We start from the raw sequence: 19,769 nt of genomic DNA, 5'->3' as shown, positions 1-19,769 counted from the left end.
CAACCCGGTCTGTTGCGTAGTCACTTTCTCACTTTTCGTGGCGGATCCTGGCCGCGTCCGGCAAGCTGCTGTCACCGAAGGCGGTGGACCGAGCCGGACAGGTGAGGATCATGAACATGGGTGGGCGGCATGCCGGGAATCTGCCGCCGGAGACGACCAGCCTGGTAGGCCGCCGCGGAGAACTCGCCCGGATCCGCCGGTTGTGCGGGGAGTTCCGGATGGTGACGCTGACCGGCGTGGGCGGGGTCGGCAAGACCCGGCTGGCGCTGCGGGCCGCCGACCTCATGCAACCCGGCTACGGTGACGGCGCCTGGCTCGTCCAGCTCTCGGCGCTGGACGAGGGGGCGCTGGTGCTGTACAGCATCGCCGAGGCGCTGCCGCTGGCCGACCGCACGACCAGGCCCATGATGGACGTGCTGACCGAATACCTCGCCGACCGGCACCTCCTGCTGGTGCTGGACACCTGCGAGCACCTGATCGACGAGTGCGCCGTCGCGGCCCGCGAACTGCTCCTGGCCGCCCCCCGGCTGTCGATCCTGGCCACCAGCCGCCGCCCGCTCGGCGTGCCCGACGAGCAGGTGCTGATCATCGACCCGCTCCCGGTCCCCGACCCCGCCGGCGGCGGGCGGCAGGACGCGGTGAAGCTGCTCGCCGACCGGACCGCCCGCACCCTGCCCGGCTTCACCGTCACCGACGGCAACCGGGCCGACCTGGCCCGCCTGTGCCGCCGCCTGGAAGGACTGCCGCTGGCCATCGAGCTGGCCGCGGCCCGGCTGCGCGACCTGCCCGCCGCCGAGCTGTGCGAGCGGCTCGACGACCGGTTCGAGCTGCTCGGCGACACCGATGCCGAGGTGAACGAGGCCGACCCGCCCTGGCACCAGGCGCTGCGCACGGCCATCGGCTGGAGCCACCAGCTCTGCACACCGGAGGAACGGCTGCTGTGGGCGCGGACGTCGGTGTTCGCGGGCAGCTTCGACGACACGGCCGTGGCCGAGGTCTGCGCCGACGAGCTGCTGCCCGCCGCCGCCATCCCCGACCTGCTGGCCGGGCTGGTGGACAAGTCGATCGTGATCTGGGCGCCCACCGGCGGCGGCGAGCGCTACCGGATGCTGGACACCATCCGCGAGTACGGCGCCATCTGGCTGCGCGCGCTCGGCGAGCAGGACGGGCTGCGGCGCCGGCACCGCGACTTCTACCTGAAGCTGGCCCGCCGCGGCGACGCCGCCTGGCTGGGGCCCGAGCAGATCTCCTGGAACGACCGCACCAACGCCGAGCACGACAACCTGCGCACGGCGCTCGACTTCTGCCTGGCCAACCCCCGTGACCACACCGCGCTGGAGATGGCCGCCGCGCTGTGGTTCTTCTGGTACCCGTGCGGCTTCCTCCGGGAGGGCCAGCACTACCTGGAGCGCGCCCTGGCCCTGGACACCGAGCCGAGCGTGGTGCGCAACAGGGCGTTGTGGGTGTGCAGCCTGACCCTCATGGTGCAGGGCGACCCCAGCGCCGGCATGGTCTGGGCGGCCGAGTGCGCCGGTGTCGCCGAGGAGCTCGGCGACACCGCCGCGGCGCTCGCCGCCCAGGCCATGGTCATGGCCGCCGCCACCATCAGGGGCGACCTCCCGCTGGCGCTGGCGCTGGCCGACAGCCTGCTGGCCGTGCACCGGCCCGAGCGCGGCCTGACCCTGCCCACGCTGCTGGCCCGGCTCGGGCAGAGCCACGTGCACACGGCGCAGGGCCGCGTCGAGGACGCGGTCAAGGCCCTGGAGGAGATGTGCGCCGAGTGCGACAAGCACGGCGAACGCTGGATGCGCGCGTACGCCGACCTCTTCCGCGCCCAGGCAGAGCTGTCGCTCGGCCGCAACGACGCGGCCCAGGCGTACGCCCGGTCGGCGCTGGAGATCAAGCACCGGCTGCACGACAGCATCGGCATCGCCATGGCCCTCGACGTGCTGGCCTGCGCCGCCTCCGCCTCCGGCCAGGCCGAGTCGGCAGCCCGCCGGCTCGGCCTGGCCCAGCAGGTGTGGGACACGATCGGCCGGGCGCGGCTCGGCATCCGCGAGTGGGTCGCCGCCCGGGAGATGTGCGAGCTGCTGGCCCGCGCGGCGATCGGTGACAGCGCGTACCGGACGGCCTTCGCCGCCGGCTACGACACCGGGCTGGACACCGGCATCCTGCACGCCCTCGACCCCGGCCCCACCCGCCCGGCCGCCGAGCACTGACCCGTCAGCGCAGCGCGGCGGGGGCGAGGCGGGCGGCGGTGGTGAACAGCCGGTGCTCGCCGCCCGGACGGCAGAGGAGTTGCAGCCCCACCGGCAGCCCGTCCACCGTTCCCGCGGGCACGGTCAGCGCGGGCAGGCCGAGCACGTTCCACGGGCTGGTCAGGGCGAGCAACGCGGGACGCACCGCGACCGTCCGGCCGTCCAGCATCAACTCCCGCTGATCCACCAGCGGCGCGACGATCGGCACGGTCGGCATCGCGAGCACGTCGTGCCGCCCGAACAGCACCTCCACCGCCTCGGCCAGCCGCTGCCTGGCCTCCAGGGCGCGTACGTACCGCCAGCCGGGCACCTGCGCGGCGGCGCGCAGCCGCTCCAGCACCTCGGGCTCGAACAGCTCGGGCGCCCGCTCCAGCCGCTCGGCGTGCACGGCGGCCGTCTCGCAGCTCTGCACGGCCACGTACGTCTCCCGCACCTCCTCGGCGAACCCCTCCGGCAGCCGCGCCTCCCCGCCCGCCGCCACCGCCGCCCGCACGGCCCGCGTCACCCGCGGATCACCGTCGAACAGCCCGGCCGGGTCGAGCCAGCCCAGATCCCCGCCGCCGGCCTCCTCGGACGGGTCGAGCCAGCCGCCCCCGGCCTCCTCGGACGGGTCCCCGCCCAGGCAGCGGTAGGCGATCAGGCAGTCCTCCGCCCCGCCCGCCAGGACGCCCACGTGGTCGTAGCTCCGCGACAGCGGGAACACCCCGTCCGCCGGGATCACCCCGTACGCGGGCTTGAACCCGGCGATCCCGCACAGAGCCGCCGGGATGCGCACGGACCCGCCCGTGTCGGTGCCGATCGCGAGCGGGACGATGCCCGCCGCCACGGCGGCCGCGCTGCCGCCGCTGGAGCCGCCCGACATGCGCGCCGGGTCCCGGGGGTTGCGCGAGGGGCCGTTGGCGGAGCGGTCGCCGGTGGGCCCGTACGCGAACTCGTGCGTCGTCGTCTTGCCCACGATGACGGCCCCGGCCCGGCGCAGCCGCGTCACGCATCCGGCGTCGGTGTCCGGGACGTACCGCGCGAAGTGCCGCGACCCCATGGTGGCGGGCAGCCCCGCCACCGCGATCAGGTCCTTCACCGCGACCGGCAGCCCGTGCAGCGGCCCTCGGTCGGTGCCCGCCGCCAGCTCCTCGTCCGCCCGGCGCGCCGCCAGCATCGCCCCGGCGGCGTCCACGGTGACGAACGCGTTCAGCTCCGGGCCGAGCGAGCCGGCGGCGGCGAGCGCCTGCTCGGCCAGCCCGGTGGCGGTGACGTGCCCGGCGCGCAGGTCCCGGGCGAGTTCGGTGATGGTGCGGCCGGAGAAGGGGCCAGGGGAGATCGCCATGAACTCATCATGACGGGCAGCTCACCCGCCGGTCGTCACCGGGATCGCACCCTGGGCGCCCGCGCCGTGGAGGAGGCGCCGAGGCGGTGGGCCAGCCGGTCCAGCGCCATGTTGATCACGATGAAGATGGCCGCGATGAGGATGGCCGCCGGGATGACGTTGGAGAAGTTCGCCGCGATCCCGTTCAGCCCCCTGTCCACCAGCTCGTCGTAACCCACGATCAGGCCCAGCGCCGAGTCCTTCAGCAGCACCACGAACTGGCTGATCAGCGCGGGCAGCATGGCCTTGACGGCCTGCGGCAGCAGGACGAGCCGCATCACCTGCCCCTTGCGCATGCCGACCGCGTACGCCGCCTCCCGCTGCCCCTTCGGCAGGCTCAGCACCCCGGCCCGGACGATCTCCGCGATGACCGACCCGTTGTAGAGGGTCAGCCCGAACACGACGGCGGCGAACGCCGAGATGTTCACGCCGATGAGCACGAACGACCCGAAGAAGGCGAAGAAGATCAGCAGCAGCAGCGGCACGGACCGGAAGAACTCCACCACCATGGCCGCCGGCACCCGGATCCAGCGGTGCTCCGACAGCCGGGCGACGGCGAACACCAGCCCGAACAGCGCGGCCAGCACCACCCCGACGACGGCCGCCGCCAGCGTGCCGGCCAGGCCGGGCAGGATGAACGTGGCCCAGACGTCGCCGCGCAGCAGCGGCGTCCACTTCTCGGCGGCCCACTGGTCCTTCTCGTCGAAGCGCACGTAGACGACGTACGCCACCGCCAGCAGCGCCGCCGCGACGAGGACCGTCAGCACCCGGTTGCGGCGCACGCCGCGCGGGCCGGGCCGCTCGTACAGGTTCGCGTACGTCATCGCGCCACCGCCATCCGCTTGGACAACCAGCCGAACAGCAACCCCATCGGCAGGCACAGCAGCACGAAGCCGGCGGCGAAGCCGAGGAAGATCTCGATGACCTGGTCACCGTAGGTCTCGATGAGCTCGCGCATCCGCACCGACGCCTCCGCGACGCCCACCACCAGGGCGATCGTGGTGTTCTTGGTCAGCGCGATGAGGATGCTGCCCAGCGGCGCCACCACCGCGCGGAACGCCTGCGGCAGCGTGATCAGCGCCAGCGTCTTGACGAAGCCGAGCCCCAGCGAGCGGGCCGCCTCCGCCTGCCCCACGGGCACCGTGTTGAGCCCGGAGCGCAGTGCCTCGCACACGAACGCCGAGGTGTAGGCGGTCAGCCCGATGACGGCGAGCCAGAAGTTGTTGGTCGCGATGTCGTCGGACAGCTCCAGGCCCAGGTTCGCGCCGATGCCGAGGCCGGTGAACAGCAGCACCAGCGTCAGCGGCGTGTTGCGGGCCACGGTCACGTACGCGGTGGCGGTGGCGCGCAGGGAGGCCAGCGGGGCCACCCGCATGGCGGTCAGCAGCGTGCCCAGCACCAGCGAGCCGAGCGCGCTGACCGCCGTCAGCCGCACCGTCATCCAGAAGGCGGCCAGGATGGTGCCGCCTTCGGTCACCAGTGCTTCCATCAGTACCGCTCGAGCTGCGGGGCCTGCGGCAGGGCGAAGCCGGAGGCGCCCACGCTGGCCTGCAGCGCCTTGGTCCAGCTCCCGTCGGAGAACATCTTCTCCAGGGCGTCGTTGATCGCCTTGCGCCCGGCCGTGTCGTCCTTCTTCAGGCCGATGCCGTACTTCTCGGTGCTGAACGTCTTGCCGACCACCTTGAGCTTGCCGGTGTGCTGCGCGGCGTATCCGGCGAGGATGACGTTGTCGGTGGTGATGGCGTCGAGCTGGCCGCCGAGCACGCGGTCCACGCACGCCGAGTACGTGCGCTCCTCCTGGAGCTGCACCTCCTTGGCGTACTCCGCCTTGACCTTCTGCGCGGGCGTGGAGCCGGCGACCGAGCACAGCTTCTTGCCGTTGAGCGCCTCGGGCCCGGTCAGCGCCGCCTCGTCGGCGCGGACCAGCAGGTCCTGACCGGCCACGAAGTACGGCCCGGCGAAGGACACCTTCTGCTTGCGGGCGTCGGTGATCGAGTAGGTGGCCACCACCATGTCCACCTGGCCCTGCTCGATGAACGCCTCCCGGTTGGCGGACACGGTCTCCTTGAAGGTGATGCCGCTCGGCTCGACCCCGAGCTGCTTGGCCACGTACTTGGCCACCTCGACGTCGAAACCGGTGAAGCTGCCGTCAGGCGTGCGCAGGCCGAGACCGGGCTGGTCGGCCTTGACGCCGATCACCAGCTTCTTGTCGTTCTTGGCCTTGTCGACGATGGAGGCGTAGCTCTCGGAGCCGCCCCCGCACCCGGAGGCGACGGCCACAACGGCGAACACGGCGAAGAGGGATCTGCCGAACATGACGGCTCCTTAGTGGGTAAGGATCTTGGCGAGGAAGGACTGGGCGCGGTCGCTGCTGGGCGCGCCGAAGAAGGTGTCAGGGGTGTTCTGCTCGACGATCTCGCCGTCGGCCATGAACACGACCCGGTCGGCCGCACGGCGGGCGAAGCCCATCTCGTGGGTGACGACGACCATGGTCATGCCTTCGCGGGCGAGGCCCGTCATGACGTCCAGCACCTCGTTGACCATCTCCGGGTCCAGCGCCGAGGTGGGTTCGTCGAACAGGATCGCCTTCGGGTCCATGGCCAGTGCCCTGGCGATGGCGACCCGCTGCTGCTGCCCGCCGGAGAGCTGGGCGGGGAACTTGGCGGCCTGGCCGCCGATGCCGACGCGGTCGAGCAGCTCGCGGGCCTTGCGCACGGCCTCGTCCTTCGACCGCTTGAGCACGTGCACCTGCCCGAGGACGACGTTGTCCAGGACGGTCTTGTGCGCGAAGAGGTTGAACGACTGGAACACCATGCCGACCTCGGCGCGCAGCCTGGCCAGCTCCTTGCCCTCAGCCGGCAGCGGCGTCCCGTCGAGGCTGATCGTGCCGGAGTCGATCGTCTCCAGCCGGTTGATCGCGCGGCACAGGGTGGACTTGCCCGCCCCGGACGGGCCGATGATCACGACGACCTCGCCCTGCCGTACGGTCAGGTTGACGTCCTTGAGCACATGGTGATCGCCAAAGCGCTTGTTGACCTGGTCCAGGACGATCAGGTCCGCCTGGGTCATGCGTCACGCTCCTTGTCTCGGTCAGCGTTGGCGTAACCGTAGGAGCCGCATGTGGCGCGGAGAGGCTTGTGATCGTTCTGCTCAGCAATTGGCCGGGCGAGGTGCCGGTTTCGCGGATTCCGAGGTGGTGCCGGAGACCCCGACGGTGGCCATGTAGGCGCGGTCCCACTCGCCGTTGCACAGCCAGCGGGCGATCAGCCCGTTGAGGTAGTCGCGGAAGGCGGTGTCCTGCTTGCGCATGCCCATCCCGTACGGCTCGCGCGCGAACGGCTTGCCGACCAGCCGCAGCGTGTCGGGGTGCTGGGCGTAGAGGCCGAGCAGGATGGTGTCGTCGGTGCTGACCGCGTCCACCCGCCCGGCGATCAGCGCGGGCACGCAGATGCTGTACGCGTCCACGACCTCCAGGTGAATGCCGGGCACCGTGGCGCGCAGCCGCTCGACCGAGGTGGAGCCGCGGGCCGTGCAGACGGTCTTGCCCTTCAGGTCGGAGACCTGGTTGATGGTGGAGTCGCCGACGCGTACCAGCAGGTCCTGTCCGGCGTAGTAGTACGGGTCGGTGAACGTGACCCGCTGGGCGCGGGTCTCGGTGATCGAGTAGGTGGCGATGACGAGGTCCACCACGCCCTGCTCGATGAAGTTCTCGCGCTCGCTCGAGACCGTCTCGACGAAGCGGATGTTGCGCTCGCTGCCGGTCAGGTCCCTGGCCACCAGCCGCGCCATCTCGGCGTCGAACCCGGTGATCCGCCCGCTGGCGGGGTCCTTGTAACCGAAGATCGGCTGGTCGAACTTGATGCCCACGGTGAGGATGCCGCGCTCCCTGATGCGGGACATCGTGGTGTCCTCGGGGAAGGCGCTCGCCTCGCCGCAGGCGGCGGGCAGCAGGCCGACCAGCACGGCCACGGCTAACGCCCGGAGCACTCTCATCGGATGCGGTACCGGTGCTGGGGCCGTCCCGTGGTCCCGTACTTCGGCCGGCCCTCGACCAGCCCCCGTTCGGACAGGTGCTCCAGGTAGCGGCGGGCGGTGGCCCGGCTGACGCCGACCTTGGCCGCCAGCTCGTCGGCCGAGGCGTCCTCGACCTCCGACAGCGCGTCCAGCACCGCCTGCTCGGTGGAGGCGGAGATGCTCTTGGGGCGGGTGCCCACGTCGAGGTGGAGCGAGCGGAAGAGGTTGTCGATCTCCTGCTGGTCGGTGAAGCGGGACTCGGACTCGAGCTGCTTGACGGTGGCGGCGTAGCGCAGCAGGGCCTGCTCCAGCGTGCCGGCCCTGGTCGGCTTGACCAGGTAGTTGAGCGCGCCGCGCTGGATGGCGGCGCGTACCGTGGCCGACTCCTTGCGCCCGGAGATCACGATGACGTCGGCGGGCGGCTGGTCCGGGCGGCGCAGCCGGTGCGCCACCTCCAGACCGGGCATATCAGGCAGGTGCAGATCGAGCAGGACCAGGCGCGGCGCGAACCGCCCGGCCGCGGCCAGCGCCGCGTGCCCGGTGTGCGCGATGCCCACGACCCTGAACCCGAGCACCCGGTTGACCTGCGCGTGCAGGGCCGCCGTGACGACCGGGTCGTCGTCCACGATGAGAACGGTGATGTCCCTGAGCTCAGGCACCGCCACGCTCCTCGTCAATCAGGTAGATCACTGCAGCTTAAGCGGGTTTTAATAAAAAAGATCACCTTTTGCTCGTTCTGCTCACCGGGAACCGGCGCGCACGCCGGTTTCCTCCTAATCTGTACCCGAGCGAGTGGGGGGAGGGACGGACGCCCGTGCGATGGTTGCTCGCGGTGACGGCCCTGTGGACGTTGCTCGGCCTGCTGCCCCTGGCGCTGCTCACCTCGTCCAGCATCTCGCTGTCGGAGAACGCGATGAGCGACGAGGTCCGCGAGCGTGTCAGGACCACCGCGTCCGTCAGCCGGGTCGTGGTGGAGCAGCAGATGGACTCCCTCAAGCAGCTCGTCACCGCCTTCGCCCAGCGACCCCAGGTGCGCGAGGCGGTGGACGAGGTCACCAGCGCCACGATGCGGGACTGGCTCGGCGAGCTGGAGCGGCTGCGCGACGGCGTCAGCGGCCTGATCGTGAACTCCCCCGAGGGCAAGATCAGAGGCGCGGAGCCGCCGACCGTGCTCCCGCAGGACATCACCACCACCGACTGGTACCGCGCGGTGCGCGACCGGCGCCAGGCGCACGTCTCGCAGGCGTACACACCCACCATGGTAGGCGTGTCCAGGGCCGTCGCGGTGGCCGCGCCCATCCCCAGCGCCGACGGCACCCGCATGCTCGGCATGCTCACCGTCGTCTACAGCCTCGACGCCATCCAGGAGTTCGCCGAGGACGCCGCCGAGGCGCAGGACATCCGGCTGCTCATCACCGACAGGGCCGGCGTGCTGGTCGCCGACCCCGGCAGGAAGCTGTTCGCGCTCACGTCCCTGCGCGAGGACCCCCGGGTGGACGCCGCGCTGGCCGGGCGGGCGTGGAGCGGCGAGTTCCGCGGCATCGACGGCACGGTCCTGTCGGCCTCCGAGCCCATCCCCGGCATCGGCTGGACGGTCACCGCCGAGGTCTCCGCCGGCGAGGCGCTGGCCTCCGCCGACAAGCTGCGCACGAACGTGCTCACCGTCGCGCTCCTGCTCGCCCTGCTCATCCTCATCGGCCTCGGCCTGCAGATCCACAGCACCCGTGGCCGCCGCCGGGCGCAGGCCCAGCTCTCCACGTACGCCGCCGAGCTGGCCGCGGCCAGGGACGAGGCGATCAGCGCCTCCAGCGCCAAGTCGGAGTTCGTGGCCAAGATCAGCCACGAGATCCGCACCCCCATCAACGGCGTGCTCGGCATGAACTCCCTGCTCATGGGCACCCGCCTGGACGAGGAGCAGCGTTACTACGCCAGCACCGCCCAGGAGTCGGCGCAGAACGTGCTGCGCCTGCTCGACGACTTCCTCGACCTGTCCAGGATCGAGGCCGGGCACCTGCAGGTGGAGGCCGTGCCGTTCGACCTGCCGCGGCTGTGCGACGAGGTCGTGGCGCCGTTCGCGCCGCACGCGTACGAGCAGGGGCTCTGGCTCACGCTGCGGCTCGACGAGAACGTGCCCCGCCAGGTGGCGGGCGACCCGGCGCGGCTGCGCCAGGTGCTGACGAACCTGGTCGGCAACGCGCTGAAGTTCACCGTCCAGGGCGGCGTGGACCTGCACGTGGCGCTCGACGAGGGCGAGCCGGGCCAGGAGCGGGTGGTGCTCAGGTTCGCGGTGGCCGACACGGGCATCGGGGTCGGGCCGCAGGACCGGGAGCGGGTCTTCGGCGTCTTCCGCCAGGTGGACTCGCCCATCACGCGCAGGACCGGCGGCAGCGGGCTGGGGCTGGCCATCAGCAGGCAGCTCGTCGAGCTCATGGGCGGGCAGATCGGGCTCGACAGCGTGGAGGGCGTGGGCAGCCGGTTCTGGGCCACGCTGCCGGTGGACGTGCTCACCTGGTCGGAGCCGGGCGCCGGAGCGCTGGAGGGGCGGCGCGCGCTGGTCGCCGACCCGCGGCCCGAGGACCGCACGCTGGCCGCGCGCTGCCTGGAGCAGGCCGGGGCCGAGGTGGAGGAGACCAGGGACGAGGTGACGGCGCTGGCCCGCCTGCGTGCCGCCGCCGCGGACGGGCGGCCGTACGAGCTGGCCGTCGTCGCCCTCGACCTGGGTACGGGGCACCCCGCCGACCTCAGCGCGCCGCACTCGCTCGCCGACGCCATCCTCAACGACCCGTCGCTCCAGGCCACCAGCGTGATCGTGGTCGTCACCCCGGGCCGCGCCGGGTTCGCCTGGCCGGGCGCGGCGGGGGAGCGGGCCGTGCAGTCGATCACCCGGCCGCTCAGCCGCCGCCGCCTGCTCGCCGCCGTGGAGAACGCCCTGGGCATCGCGGAGTGCGACGGCGAGCAGCGCGAGAGCGCCCAGGCCACCGGCCTGGCCGAGGGCGCGCGCATCCTGGTGGCCGAGGACGACGAGGTGAGCCGCCAGGTGGCGATGCTCGTGCTGAGCCAGGCCGGGCACGAGGTCGACGTGGTGGACGACGGCAGGCAGGCCGTGCGGGCCGTGCTGGCCGGCCGGTACGACCTGGTGTTCATGGACTGCCAGCTCCCCGTGCTCGACGGCCTGGCCGCGACCGAGGAGATCAGGGAGCGCGAGGAGGCCCACACCCCGATCATCGCGATGACCGCCGCGGCCATGCCGGACGACCGGATCCGGTGCCTGGAGGCGGGCATGGACGACCACCTGGCCAAGCCGGTCGACTGGCCGCGCGTGCTGGCCAGGATCCCGGAGTGGGCGGCCTCCGCCGGGCTGCCGCCCGAGCTGGCCGGGCTGTCGCAGGAGGCGCTGGCCGACGTGGCGCGGGCGTACCTGGCGACCGCCACCCGCACGTTCGAGGAGCTCAGGCAGGCCGTGCGGGACGGCGACCAGGCGGCGGCGGCCGGGCTCGCGCACCGGCTCAAGGGGGCCTGCGCGACGGTCGGCGCGACCCGCGAGGCGGAGCTGTGCCAGCGCATCGAGGACCTGGCCAGGGTGGGGGACGCCGCGGACGGCGAGCTCATGGAAGAGCTGGGCGCGCTGCTCAGCGCCGCGCCGGAGTGGATGAACGCCGCTTGTTCCTGAATGAACGCGACCCTTAACACCGCGGAAATTTACGACCGTTAATGTGCGTAAGTAGTTATTTCTTCCCGCATGGAGGGTTAATGGCGGATTTGTCCGGCGAGTCGGTCGCCGCGAGCGGCGACGGGGTCCTCATCGACTGGACGTCCATCCGCAAGCTCGCCTGGCGCTTCGACCGGACCGGCGACGACGTGACGGCCCTGCTGCGCGCCTCCTCGCCCCTGGCCACCACCTCCGACCTGGTCGGCGGCGACGACGAGGGCCGCGCGTTCGCCGAGTGGTACGCCGACGGCTACGACTCCCTCGCCGACGCCATGCGGCGCATCGCCGACAAGAGCTTCACCTCCGCCGCGGGACTGCGCGACCTCGACGCCCTGTGGGACTACCTGGAACTGCACATCATCGGCACCCTGCCCGCGATCCCCGACCTCCCCGAGCCGCCGGTCCCGCAGGCCCCGCCCCGGCAGGAGGGCGCCTGATGTTCGACCCCTTCCAGGCGCTGGCCTGGTTCGCCGGCGTGCACGTGCCGGCGGCCGACGTCACCAGCCTGCGGGCCAGGGCCACCGCGCTGCGCGAACTCGCCACCGGCATCGGCGCGCTCGCCCGCGACACCGGGACCGCCGTCGCCGAGGCCCGCAAGGCCAACGACAGCCGGACGGTCTCCCGCTTCGCCGACGTGTGGCCGTACGAGCTGGGCCCCCGCTACGCCGCCCTCCAGGAGGAGCTGGAGGACCTGGCGGCCGGCTGCGACGAGTACGCCGAGGCCGTCGAGCAGCACCGCGAGCAGCTCCTGATCATCGGCACCCAGCTCGCCGCCATGGCCTTCACCATGCTGTTCGGCTTCCTCTACCCGGCCGCCAGGATCGCGGCGGAGCAGGCGTTCAAGTGGCTCGTGGCCCGGGCCAGGCTGGAACGCACGATCTTCCAGAAGATCACCAAGGCGATCCTGGAGCAGCGCGCCGGCAACCGGCGCGTCGGCACCTACCTGGTGCGCGAGGGGCTCGACGCGCTGGCGGACTCCGTGCTGTGGGCCGGGCTCAAGACCGGCGTGCACGCGGCGAGCTCGGCCGCCACCGGGCAGCCCATGGGCAACCTCTGGGAGTACGCGGGCAGGCACTTCGTCGCCGAGATGGCCTACAACGGCGGCATCAAGGGCCTGAGCGACGTCCGCAAGTTCCTCCCCCCGGCGCGGATCACCGAGACGCTGCTCGGCACAGGGCCCGCCGGCAAGTTCTTCCGCCGCACCCTTTCGGCCGCCACCGTCTACCCCCTCGTCGCCAGTGGGGACCTGTCCGACGAGGGCGCCCTGCGCTCGGCGCTGGCCCACGCGCCCAGGGCGTTCCTGTTCAAACGCTGACCCAAGCCCGCAGTACGCCAGGAGCCCGCCATGACGACACCGCCGCGAACCGGAGACCCCGAGCTCGACCGCGCCCTGGCCGACCTGGCCGCCGGCACGGCCCGCCTGGAGGAGGTGAGCCGCCTGCTGCGGGAGACGACCGGGCGTGGCGAGAGCGCCGGCGGCCAGGTCGCCGTCGAGCTGTCGGCCACGGGGTCGCTGGTGGGGCTGCACCTCGACCCCCGCGCGCTTCGGCTCGGCTCGCAGGCGCTGGCCGAGGCCATCATGGAGGCGTTCAGACGGGCGGAGGAGGACGTCGCCGGCCGCTCCCACGACCTCGCCAGGACCGCCTTCGAGACCTGACACCCGCCGGGCACGCAAGCGGCGGACCCGCCTCGGGAGGCGCGACACGTGCCGGGGAAACGGCCGGCCGATTTACGGTTTCCCGCCATCGAGGTCGGCGGGCTGCCCCCATGGCCGCCGGGACCGCAGGTCCCTAGCGTGAGCTGACGTGATCAGTCTGAAGGGTTTGACCAAACGGTACGGCGACCGGCTCGCGGTCGACGACCTGACACTGGACCTGAGACCGGGCACCGTCACCGGGTTCCTCGGCCCGAACGGCGCCGGCAAGTCGACCACGATGCGCCTCGTCCTCGGCCTCGACCACCCCACCTCCGGCACCGCGCTCGTCGGCGGCGTGCCGTACCGCCGCATCACGAACCCGCTGCGCACCGTCGGCGCGCTGCTCGACGCGCGCGCCGTGCACCCGGGCCGCAGCGGCCGGGCCCACCTGGTGGCGCTGGCCCGCAGCAACGGCATCCCGCGGCGGCGCGTGGCGGAGGTGCTGGAGACCGTGGGCATGGCGGGCGCGGCGGGCAAGCGGGCCGGGACGCTGTCACTCGGGATGAGCCAGCGGCTCGGGATCGCGGCGGCGCTGCTGGGCGACCCCGAGGTGCTGATGTTCGACGAGCCCGTCAACGGGCTGGACCCGGACGGCGTGCGGTGGGTGCGCGGGCTCATGCGGTCGCTGGCCGCCGAGGGCCGGACGGTCTTCGTCTCCAGCCACCTGATGAGCGAGATGCAGCTCACCGCCGACCACCTCGTGGTGATCGGCAAGGGGCGGCTCATCATGGACGCGCCGCTCGCGGACGTCCTGGCGGGCAGCTCGCTGACGGCCGTGCTGGTCCGCAGCCCGCACGCCGGCGACCTCGCGGCGCTGCTGCGCGGGGCCGGGATGACGGTGGACCGGTCCGGCGAGAACGAGCTGGAGGTCACCGGGGCCGCGATCGAACGGGTCGGCGACCTGGCGTACGAGGCCGGGATCCGGCTGCACGAGCTGCGCGCCAAGGAGGCCTCGCTGGAGCAGGCCTACCAGGAGCTGACCGCGGGCAGCGTCGAGTACGGGGCGACCACGTGAGGGCGCGGGAGGGCACGCGGGGAGGGTTCATGAGGATGCTGTGGCAGGCGGTCGGGGCCGAGTGGGCGAAGCTGTGGTCGGTCAGGTCCACGTGGTGGTGCCTGGCCGGCGCGCTGGTGCTCACCGTGCTCACCTCCGTCACCCTGGGCGGCGGTGCCGCCACCGAGGCGCTGCGCGACGGCGCGGACGGCGTGCGGATCGTGCCCAGCGAGGCCGTGATCTCCGGTACGTCGTTCGTGCAGTTCGCCCTGGTGGCCATGGCCATGCTGGTGATCACCTCCGAGTACGCCTCCGGCGGCATCCGGATCACGCTGCAGGCCACACCCGTGCGCGGGGTGGTGCTGGCGGCCAAGGCGCTGGTGGTCGGGCCGGTGATGTTCGCGGTGGGGGTGGTCACGGGGGCGGTGGCGACGGTGGCCGTGTACCTGCTGCTGTCGATCGACGTGTTCGGCGGGCTCGTGGTGCTGCCGATCGGCGACATCGTGGTGGACCTGCTCGACATGGGGGTGTTCTACGCGCTGGTGTCGGTGATGACGGTGGGGGTCGGCGCGGCGATGCGCAGCGCGGCGGGCACCCTGACCGTGATGTTCATGCTGCTCATGGGGCTGCCGCTGGTGATCCTCATGACCGGGCTGCCGGCGCTGCTCGACGCCTCGCTGCGGATGCCGATGTTCGCCGGGCTGGCGTTCATGGACAGCACGGAGAACCTCACCGGCGGGCCCATGCCGTACTCGCCGGGGGAGGGGCTGGTGTGGCTGCTCGCCTGGACGGCGGCCGCCGTGGTGGCGGGCCACGCCGTCCTGCGCCGCCGCGACGCCTGATGGGCGGCCGGGCGGCGTGGCGTGCCGCGAGCCGCCGGTCGTTCCGCCGCGTCGCGGGACGCCTAGAATTCACGCCCGTGTCAGGCACCCGCATCGCCCGCCTCCTGGCCGGAGTCCTCCTCGGGACGGCTCTCGGCCTGGCCGAGCTGATCTTCCTGGCCGTGGCGGCGCCCGCCGCGCTGATCCCCGCGCTGCGGCCCGCCGCCACGCGCGGGCGGGCCCGGCTGACCGCGCTGGAACGTGCCCGCCTGTCCCGGTGGCTCGGGCACGAGCCGGCGCGGCACGACGGCGGGTACGCCTTCCTGGCCGCCCGCGCCGCCCTGGGCGTGCTCGGCGGGTACACCTGCGCGAGCACCCTGTTCCTCACCGTCCTGCTGCTGTTCGGCGGCGCGTGGGACCTGATCTGGGGCGACTCCGAGACGGTCCCGCTGGAGCTGCCCGGTGTGAAGATCGTCACCAGTGGCGGCGCGGTGGGCGTCACCGCCGGCCTGGCGCTGGCGGGCACGCTGGTGCTCATGGTCGCGGCCGTCGCCGCGCTCGACCGCCGCCTGGCCGCGCACTTCCTCGGCCCCACCGGCGAGGCGCTGATGCGCCGGCGCATCGCCGAGCTGACCGAGACCCGCTCCGGCATCGTCAAGGCCGTGGACGACGAGCGGCGCAGGATCGAGCGCGACCTGCACGACGGGGTGCAGCAGCGCGGCGTCGCCCTGGCCATGCTGCTCGGCCGCGCCCGGCACAGCATCGACCTCGCCGCCAAGGCCGCTGACAAGCCTGACAGGGCCGGTGGGGAGGGGAGGGGTCCCGACGGGATCGCCGACCTGGTGGCCCAGGCGTACACCGAGTCCCGCCAGCTCCTCGACGAGCTGCGCAGCGTCGCCTGGCGGATCTACCCCACCGCGCTCGACGAGCTCGGCCTGCGCGCCGCGCTGGCCGGCGTCGCCGAGCGCGCGGGCGTGCCCGTCACCGTGCACCACGGCCTGGACACCCGCCCCGCCTCCGAGATCGAGACCGCCCTGTACTTCGTGGCCCGCGAGGCCATCACCAACGCGGTCAAGCACGCCGGCGCGCGTGACATCCTGGTGGTCCTGACCGAGGACGAGCGGACGGTGAGCGTGGCGATATCGGACGACGGCAAGGGCGGCGCCGACCCGTCAGGCGGCGGCCTGTCCGGGCTGGCCAGGCGGGTCCTGGCGCTCGACGGCACCTTCACCGTCGACAGCCCGCCCGGCGGCCCCACCAGGATCGCCGCCACGCTGCCGAAGGCGCCGCCGTGCGGGTGATCCTGGCCGACGACTCCGTGCTGCTGCGCGAGGGCCTGACCCGGCTGCTCGAAGACGCCGGCCACGAGGTCGCCGCCGCCGTCGGCGACGCGCCCGCGCTGCTCGACGCGGCCGCCCGGCACCGCCCCGACGTGGCCGTCGTCGACGTGCGCATGCCGCCCGGGCACAAGGACGACGGGCTGCGGGCCGCGTTGGAGATCCGCGAACGGCTGCCGGGCGTCGGCGTGCTCGTCCTGTCGCAGTACGTCGAGCCGCACTACGCCGCCAGGCTCCTGGCCGGATCCACCGAAGGGCTCGGCTACCTGCTCAAGGACCGGGTCTCGGAGGTGGCCGAGTTCCTGGAGTCGCTGGAGCGGGTGCGCGCGGGCGGCACGGCGTTCGACCCGGAGGTGGTGCGCCAGCTCCTGGCCCGCACCACCCGTACGGACCCGCTGAGCAGGCTCAGCCCCCGGGAGGGCGAGGTGCTGCGGCACCTCGCCCAGGGGTTCGTGAACGCCGCCATCGCCGAGCGCCTGCACGTGTCGCTCAGCACGGTCGAGAAGCACGTCAACGCCATCATGGACAAGCTCGACCTGCCGCGCGACCCGGGCTACAGCCGGCGCGTGCTGGCGATCCTGCGCTACCTGGAGAGCTGAGCGGCGCCTACGCGCCGGGGAAGAACGACGGGTGGGAGACGTCGCCCTTCATCAGCCGCCCCAGGAACTCCTGCATGGACTTGCCGTCGTTGAGATGCGGGAACGGCTCGTCGGGCACGTCCACGCCGAGGAACCGGCACAGCGGCTCCCACCCCTCGCGCACGTCGAAGACCAGCAGCCGATCGGGCGGCAGGCTCGCCCGCACCGTGGCCGTGTGCCGCTCGAACGCCGCCACGGCGCTCTCCTCGTCGGCCGGCCCGTCGGACATCGTCCTGCCGGAGCCGAACGTGCCGGCGGCCATGCGGTTGAGCACGGGCTGCATGCGGTTCATCCCCTCGAAGACGGCCCGCGCCGCCGGGGGCAGGTCCGCCTGGGTGCCCTGGGTCATGATGGTCCGGGGCCCGTTGTCGATCAGCGTCATCATGCTCGCGTACCAGGCGCGCGGGTCGCGTACGGTCAGCACGACCTTGGCCTCCGGGTACGCCTGCGCCAGCTCCCGCCAGAAGTAGGAGGCCGGCCAGTCCTGCGTCGAACGGAACCCGTCGAACAGCTTCTCCCAGTCGCCCTCCGCGCCCTCCGCCAGCGGTGCCCAGTCGCCGGCGCGAGCCGGCTCGGTCAGGATGTTGAACATGTGAAAACAGGGTCCGAATCCGAGCCGCTCCAGTGCGGCCTTCATGGAGCTGGTTCCGGTACGCGGGAACCCCGCGCCTATCACGGTCAGCACATCGCACCTCCACGAGTTGTCTACCGTACTAGTCGGAAACCCGGGCGCCAGTGTGACAGGGTGCGGCGGATTGGCCGGTGTGGCGCGGGGGTAAGGGGGAGTGTCCACGTCACCAAGGGGGAACGATCATGACTGTCCTGCTCGCCGACGGCCGCCCGATGCCGCGCCTGGGCCTGGGCACCTGGCCGATGAACGACGAGGAGGCCCGCCAGGCCGTCACCCACGCCGTCTCGCTCGGCTACCGGCTCATCGACACGGCCGCGAGCTACGGCAACGAGGCCGGCGTCGGCGCCGCCGTGGCGGACGCGCCGGTGGCCCGCGAGGAGCTGTTCGTCACCACGAAGCTGCGCGGCTCCCACCACGGCTACGACGCCGCCATGCGCGGCTTCGAGGAGAGCCGGGCCCGGCTCGGCCTCGACTACGTCGACCTCTACCTCATCCACTGGCCGCTGCCCGGCCGCGGGCTCTACGCCGACACCTGGCGCGCCTTCGTGCACCTGCGCGAGCAGGGCCTGGCGCGCTCCATCGGCGTCTCCAACTTCACCCCGGAGCAGATCGGACGGCTGGCGGCGGAGACCGGCGTCTGGCCGGCGGTGAACCAGGTGGAGATGCACCCCGGCTTCGCCCAGGGCGAGCTGCGGTCCTGGCACGCCGAGCACGACATCGAGACCGAGTCGTGGAGCCCGCTCGGCCGCGGCTCCAAGCTGCTCGACGAGCCCGTGGTCACCGACCTGGCCGCCGCGTACGGCCGTACGCCGGCCCAGGTGGTGCTGCGCTGGCACGTGCAGCTCGGCGCCGTGCCCATCCCCAAGTCGGCCGATCCCGAGCGCATGCGGCAGAACTTCGAGGTGTTCGACTTCAGCCTGTCGCCGGAGGACCTGGCCCGCCTCGGCACCCTCGACACCGGCGACCGCCTCGGCGGTGATCCCGACACCCATGTCGAGCTCTGAGCCGGTGCGCGCTTAGCCTGGGGGGAGCGCTCGCCACAACGGGAACGCCCTTCCTGCCGGACGGAGCTGCGAGGAGCGGCGCAGATGCGCGACGAGGACTCGTTCGAGGAGATGCTCACGGAGCTGGCCCGCCGCCGCGAGGAGTTCCGCGAGCTGCGCTACGTCCCCAAGGACTTCATCGGCCGGCTCAAACGGCTCGGCCTCTACCGGGTCTCCACGCCGATACGGTTCGGCGGCGAGCCGATGCCGCCCGCGGAGTTCCTGCGGAAGATCGAGCGCATCTCCGCCGTAGACGGCTCCACCGGCTGGGTCGCCGGCTTCGGCTCCCAGCTCGTCTACCTGGGCTCGCTGCCGCTGGAGACCCAGGCCGCCCTGTACGCCGACGGCCCCGACGTCGTCCTGGCCGGCGGCCTGTTCCCGGTCCAGGAGGCCACCCCCACCGAGCGGGGCTTCCTGCTCAACGGCCGGTGGAAGTTCGCCAGCGGCTGCATGGCCGCCGACGTGCTCGTCGTCGGCATCCCCGGCGACGACTCCACCTCCGGCAAGCCGCGCGGGGCGCTGGTGCGGCCCGAGCGCCTGGAGATCGTACGCGAGTGGGACGTCGTCGGCATGCAGGGCACCGGCTCCTTCGACCTGGTCGCCCACGACGTCGAGATCGGCAGGGAGTGGACGTTCATCCGCGGCGGCCCCCCGGTGATCGACGAGCCGCTCTACCGCTATCCCGCCATCACCTACGCCGCCCAGTCGCTGTCGGTCGTCTCCGCCGGCGTCGCCCGCGCCGCCCTCGACCTCGCCGAGGGGGAGGGGAGCGGCCGGGGCAGCATCACCGGCGCGCCGCGGCCGGCCGACCGGCCCTACTACCGCGCAGGCATCGCCGAGGCCGAGGCCACGCTCCGCTCCGCCCGCGCCTACTTCTACGAGGCCGCGGAGGAGGCGTGGCAGGCGCTCGCCGCCGGCGGCCAGGTCGGCGACGAGCAGAACGCGCACCTGCGCCTGTCCGCCGCCCACCTGGCCAGGACCGCGGCGGAGGTGGTGGCCAAGATCGTCTCGCTGTCGGGCACCGCCGCGATCTACCGCGACCACCCCCTGCAGGCGCTGCTCGGCGACGCGCTGGTGCCGCAGGAGCACGCCTTCCTCAGCCCGGCGATGTACGACGCCGCGGGCGCGGTCCTCATGGGCCTGCCGCCCACGGTCCCGGCCTTCCGCTGATCAGTAGGCGCTGTGCGCGAGCCAGTGCTCCGCAGCGCCAGCTCCGGCTTGAACGTCTCTGCCCGCGGATGCGACATCAGCTCCATGCCCTCGGT

At 72.7% G+C, this 19,769-nt stretch carries 19 protein-coding genes; 11 read left to right on the top strand and 8 right to left on the bottom strand.

The annotated features are described in order from the left end of the window. Nucleotides 1-110: 110 nt before the first annotated feature. Entirely contained in the window at nt 111-2,219 is a 2,109-nt protein-coding gene (locus AB0I79_RS35915) for an ATPase (protein ID WP_357883053.1), read from the top strand. Between the two features lie 4 nt (nt 2,220-2,223). Here the strand turns inward: AB0I79_RS35915 and AB0I79_RS35910 are convergent, their stop codons facing one another. From AB0I79_RS35910 to AB0I79_RS35880, 7 genes are all read right to left on the bottom strand, one after another. Continuing rightward, nucleotides 2,224-3,582: an amidase gene (locus tag AB0I79_RS35910; protein ID WP_357883050.1), complete on the bottom strand. Its 1,359-nt coding sequence runs from the start codon at nt 3,580-3,582 to the stop codon at nt 2,224-2,226. 35 nt (nt 3,583-3,617) lie between these two features. Continuing rightward, nucleotides 3,618-4,445, bottom strand: coding sequence for an amino acid ABC transporter permease (locus AB0I79_RS35905; protein ID WP_357883047.1), 828 nt, complete (start codon nt 4,443-4,445; stop codon nt 3,618-3,620). Further along, complete coding sequence (locus AB0I79_RS35900) at nt 4,442-5,110, bottom strand: amino acid ABC transporter permease (protein WP_357883044.1); 669 nt, start codon at nt 5,108-5,110, stop codon at nt 4,442-4,444. Before AB0I79_RS35900 ends, AB0I79_RS35905 begins: the two co-directional genes overlap by 4 nt. Beyond that, entirely contained in the window at nt 5,110-5,937 is an 828-nt protein-coding gene (locus AB0I79_RS35895; RefSeq protein WP_357883041.1) for a glutamate ABC transporter substrate-binding protein, read from the bottom strand. The genes AB0I79_RS35900 and AB0I79_RS35895 overlap by 1 nt, the downstream gene beginning before the upstream one ends. 9 nt (nt 5,938-5,946) lie before the next feature. Further along, nucleotides 5,947-6,690 carry an amino acid ABC transporter ATP-binding protein gene (locus AB0I79_RS35890; protein WP_357883038.1) on the bottom strand — a complete coding sequence of 248 codons (744 nt, stop codon included), beginning with the start codon at nt 6,688-6,690 and terminating at the stop codon, nt 5,947-5,949. An 81-nt stretch (nt 6,691-6,771) separates the two neighbouring features. Next, nucleotides 6,772-7,608, bottom strand: a complete 837-nt coding sequence (locus AB0I79_RS35885; RefSeq protein ID WP_357883035.1) for a glutamate ABC transporter substrate-binding protein — start codon at nt 7,606-7,608, stop codon at nt 6,772-6,774. A gap of 2 nt (nt 7,609-7,610) precedes the next feature. After that, entirely contained in the window at nt 7,611-8,294 is a 684-nt protein-coding gene (locus AB0I79_RS35880) for a response regulator (protein ID WP_357883032.1), read from the bottom strand. Nucleotides 8,295-8,449: 155 nt separating this feature from the next. On the opposite strand from AB0I79_RS35880, the gene AB0I79_RS35875 reads away from it, so the two are divergent. From AB0I79_RS35875 to AB0I79_RS35840, 8 genes are all read left to right on the top strand, one after another. Next, the gene (locus AB0I79_RS35875; RefSeq protein WP_357883029.1) at nt 8,450-11,305 is read left to right on the top strand and encodes a response regulator; all 2,856 of its coding nucleotides are present in this window, start codon (nt 8,450-8,452) and stop codon (nt 11,303-11,305) included. 80 nt (nt 11,306-11,385) lie between these two features. Further along, nucleotides 11,386-11,781 (top strand): hypothetical protein, encoded by a 396-nt coding sequence (locus tag AB0I79_RS35870; protein ID WP_357883026.1) that lies wholly within the window; start codon nt 11,386-11,388, stop codon nt 11,779-11,781. Next, nucleotides 11,781-12,659, top strand: coding sequence for a hypothetical protein (locus AB0I79_RS35865; RefSeq protein ID WP_357883023.1), 879 nt, complete (start codon nt 11,781-11,783; stop codon nt 12,657-12,659). Before AB0I79_RS35870 ends, AB0I79_RS35865 begins: the two co-directional genes overlap by 1 nt. A gap of 30 nt (nt 12,660-12,689) precedes the next feature. After that, the gene (locus AB0I79_RS35860) at nt 12,690-13,001 is read left to right on the top strand and encodes a YbaB/EbfC family nucleoid-associated protein (protein WP_357883020.1); all 312 of its coding nucleotides are present in this window, start codon (nt 12,690-12,692) and stop codon (nt 12,999-13,001) included. A 148-nt stretch (nt 13,002-13,149) separates the two neighbouring features. Beyond that, on the top strand, nt 13,150-14,055 hold the full coding sequence (locus AB0I79_RS35855; protein ID WP_357883017.1) for an ATP-binding cassette domain-containing protein: 906 nt from the start codon (nt 13,150-13,152) through the stop codon (nt 14,053-14,055). Between the two features lie 29 nt (nt 14,056-14,084). Continuing rightward, nucleotides 14,085-14,876, top strand: a complete 792-nt coding sequence (locus tag AB0I79_RS35850) for an ABC transporter permease (RefSeq protein ID WP_357883014.1) — start codon at nt 14,085-14,087, stop codon at nt 14,874-14,876. 77 nt (nt 14,877-14,953) lie between these two features. Beyond that, on the top strand, nt 14,954-16,156 hold the full coding sequence (locus tag AB0I79_RS35845) for a sensor histidine kinase (protein ID WP_357883011.1): 1,203 nt from the start codon (nt 14,954-14,956) through the stop codon (nt 16,154-16,156). Continuing rightward, complete coding sequence (locus AB0I79_RS35840; protein ID WP_357883009.1) at nt 16,147-16,791, top strand: response regulator transcription factor; 645 nt, start codon at nt 16,147-16,149, stop codon at nt 16,789-16,791. The genes AB0I79_RS35845 and AB0I79_RS35840 overlap by 10 nt, the downstream gene beginning before the upstream one ends. A gap of 7 nt (nt 16,792-16,798) precedes the next feature. On the opposite strand, the gene AB0I79_RS35835 is transcribed toward AB0I79_RS35840, so the two are convergent. Further along, nucleotides 16,799-17,506 (bottom strand): sulfotransferase family protein, encoded by a 708-nt coding sequence (locus AB0I79_RS35835; protein ID WP_357883349.1) that lies wholly within the window; start codon nt 17,504-17,506, stop codon nt 16,799-16,801. Nucleotides 17,507-17,643: 137 nt separating this feature from the next. Between AB0I79_RS35835 and AB0I79_RS35830 the strand changes: the two genes are divergently transcribed. Further along, complete coding sequence (locus AB0I79_RS35830) at nt 17,644-18,465, top strand: aldo/keto reductase (protein WP_357883006.1); 822 nt, start codon at nt 17,644-17,646, stop codon at nt 18,463-18,465. Nucleotides 18,466-18,549: 84 nt separating this feature from the next. Further along, the gene (locus AB0I79_RS35825; protein ID WP_357883002.1) at nt 18,550-19,674 is read left to right on the top strand and encodes an acyl-CoA dehydrogenase family protein; all 1,125 of its coding nucleotides are present in this window, start codon (nt 18,550-18,552) and stop codon (nt 19,672-19,674) included. Nucleotides 19,675-19,769 lie beyond the last annotated feature (95 nt).

The organism is Nonomuraea sp. NPDC050202 (assembly GCF_040656115.1).
Classification (GTDB): Bacteria; Actinomycetota; Actinomycetes; order Streptosporangiales; family Streptosporangiaceae; genus Nonomuraea.
Note: the sequence above shows the minus strand (reverse complement) of the source record. Positions and strands in the feature narration are given on the sequence as shown.